Raw genomic sequence first — 2,849 nt, 5'->3', positions numbered from 1 at the left:
TAACCTGGGTTAACATCTAGAACACATTCAAGCCGCGCATACCTTGCGCGGTGACCACACCTGACAGGAGTATGTAATGTCTAAGCAACAGATCGGCGTCGTCGGTATGGCAGTGATGGGGCGCAACCTGGCGCTCAACATCGAAAGCCGCGGTTATACCGTCTCCATCTTCAACCGCTCCCGCGAAAAAACTGAAGAAGTTGTTGCCGAGAATCCGGGTAAGAAACTGGTTCCTTATTACACGGTGAAAGAGTTCGTCGAGTCTCTTGAAACCCCACGTCGTATCCTGTTAATGGTTAAAGCGGGCGCAGGCACAGATGCTGCCATCGACTCCCTGAAGCCGTATCTGGATAAAGGCGACATCATCATTGATGGTGGTAACACTTTCTTCCAGGACACTATCCGTCGTAACCGTGAACTGTCCGCAGAAGGCTTTAACTTCATCGGTACCGGCGTATCCGGCGGTGAAGAGGGGGCGCTAAAAGGCCCGTCCATCATGCCTGGTGGTCAGAAGGAAGCCTACGAACTGGTTGCGCCGATCCTGACCAAAATCGCTGCTGTGGCGGAAGATGGTGAACCGTGCGTGACCTATATCGGCGCTGACGGCGCGGGTCATTACGTGAAGATGGTTCACAACGGTATCGAATACGGCGACATGCAGCTGATTGCTGAAGCCTATTCTCTGCTGAAAGGTGGCCTGAACCTGTCTAATGAAGAACTGGCAACCACCTTCACCGAGTGGAATGAAGGTGAGCTGAGCAGCTACCTGATCGACATCACCAAAGATATCTTCACCAAAAAAGATGAAGAGGGTAAATACCTGGTTGACGTGATCCTGGACGAAGCAGCGAACAAAGGCACCGGTAAATGGACCAGCCAGAGCTCTCTGGATCTGGGCGAACCCCTGTCGCTGATCACCGAGTCCGTATTCGCGCGTTACATCTCTTCTCTGAAAGATCAGCGCGTGGCGGCATCTAAGGTGCTGTCCGGCCCGCAGGCCAAACTGGTTGGCGATAAAGCTGAGTTTATTGAGAAAGTGCGTCGCGCGCTGTATCTGGGCAAAATCGTCTCCTACGCGCAGGGCTTCTCTCAGCTGCGTGCTGCGTCTGACGAGTACAACTGGGATCTGAATTACGGCGAGATCGCGAAGATTTTCCGCGCGGGCTGCATCATTCGTGCGCAGTTCCTGCAGAAAATCACGGACGCGTATGCTGAAAACAAAGGCATCGCCAACCTGCTGCTGGCACCGTATTTCAAAAACATTGCCGACGAATACCAGCAGGCGCTGCGTGATGTCGTGGCCTACGCTGTGCAGAACGGTATTCCTGTACCAACGTTCTCCGCTGCTGTAGCTTACTACGACAGCTACCGTTCTGCGGTACTGCCGGCGAACCTGATCCAGGCCCAGCGTGATTACTTCGGTGCGCACACTTATAAACGCATCGATAAAGAAGGCGTGTTCCACACCGAATGGCTGGATTAATCTGATTTAGCCAACTGCTAAAGCCAGGCCCGGAGCGTTCCTCCGGGCTTTTTTATTGTCAAAAAATGGGATTCGGTCAGGTCTGATAGGCGGTGCTATAGCAAATCACGATATACTCATTCAATGCTGAGCCGATCCGCCACAATGCTGGTGGTGTGCTCAACCTCAATGTTTAACTGGAAGAAGTTACAGAGCGAATGAAGATAACTATCTCAGGAACAGGTTATGTCGGCTTATCCAACGGTATTCTGATCGCCCAGCACCATGAAGTGGTTGCTCTGGATATCGTCCCGGCGAAGGTCGAGATGCTGAATCAGAAAAAATCGCCGATTGTTGACAAAGAGATCGAAGAGTACCTGGCGACAAAGCAGCTGAATTTTCGTGCAACGACTGATAAGTATGATGCATATCGTGATGCGGATTATGTGATCATCGCGACACCGACTGATTACGATCCGAAGACCAACTACTTCAACACCTCCAGCGTCGAGTCCGTTATCCGCGATGTGGTTGCAATTAACCCAAAAGCGGTGATGGTCATCAAATCCACCATTCCGGTTGGTTTTACCAATTCAATTAAAGAACAGTTTGGCATTGATAATATTTTCTTCTCGCCTGAGTTCCTGCGTGAAGGGCGTGCGCTATACGACAATTTGCATCCGTCGCGTATCGTCATAGGTGAACGCTCCGAACGTGCAGAACGGTTTGCCGCGCTGTTGCAGGAAGGAGCGGTGAAGAAAGATATTCCGACGCTGTTTACTGATTCTACTGAAGCCGAAGCCATCAAGCTGTTCGCTAATACCTATCTGGCGTTACGCGTGGCCTATTTTAACGAGCTTGATAGCTATGCCGAAAGCCTTGGTCTGAACTCCCGGCAGATTATTGAAGGTGTATGTCTGGATCCGCGTATTGGTAATCATTACAACAATCCGTCCTTTGGCTACGGTGGCTACTGCTTACCGAAAGACACTAAGCAACTGTTGGCGAACTACGCGTCTGTGCCGAATAACATTATCGGCGCGATCGTCGATGCTAACCGTACGCGCAAAGACTTTATTGCAGATTCCATTCTGGCGCGTAAGCCTAAAGTGGTTGGCGTGTACAGATTGATCATGAAAAGTGGTTCTGATAACTTCCGTGCATCTTCTATTCAGGGGATCATGAAGCGTATTAAAGCCAAGGGCGTACCCGTTATTATTTATGAACCGGTCATGGAAGAGGATGAATTTTTCCACTCTCGGGTAGTTCGCGATCTAAACGCGTTTAAAAATGAAGCGGATGTTATTATTTCTAATCGAATGACGTCTGAATTGGCAGATGTTGCAGAAAAAGTCTATACCCGTGATTTGTTCGGTAGTGACTAATC

Annotated in this window: 2 protein-coding genes; both read left to right on the top strand. The window is 50.1% G+C overall.

What is annotated here, in order from left to right; all coding sequences use genetic code 11:
- Nucleotides 1-76 precede the first annotated feature (76 nt).
- Nucleotides 77-1,483: an NADP-dependent phosphogluconate dehydrogenase gene (gene gndA / locus JSN25_RS19170; RefSeq protein ID WP_204525253.1), complete on the top strand. Its 1,407-nt coding sequence runs from the start codon at nt 77-79 to the stop codon at nt 1,481-1,483.
- A 197-nt stretch (nt 1,484-1,680) separates the two neighbouring features.
- Entirely contained in the window at nt 1,681-2,847 is a 1,167-nt protein-coding gene (gene ugd, locus JSN25_RS19165) for a UDP-glucose 6-dehydrogenase (RefSeq protein WP_199965735.1), read from the top strand.
- Nucleotides 2,848-2,849: the final 2 nt, after the last annotated feature.

The organism is Citrobacter cronae, assembly GCF_016893685.1.
Lineage (GTDB): Bacteria > Pseudomonadota > Gammaproteobacteria > Enterobacterales > Enterobacteriaceae > Citrobacter > Citrobacter werkmanii.
Note: the sequence above shows the minus strand (reverse complement) of the source record. Positions and strands in the feature narration are given on the sequence as shown.

What these genes read in the sequence shown, in the direction of transcription:
- gndA (WP_204525253.1), top strand. Translation starts at nt 77, where the DNA reads ATGTCTAAGCAACAGATCGGCGTCGTCGGTATGGCAGTGATGGGGCGC.
- ugd (WP_199965735.1), top strand. Translation starts at nt 1,681, where the DNA reads ATGAAGATAACTATCTCAGGAACAGGTTATGTCGGCTTATCCAACGGT.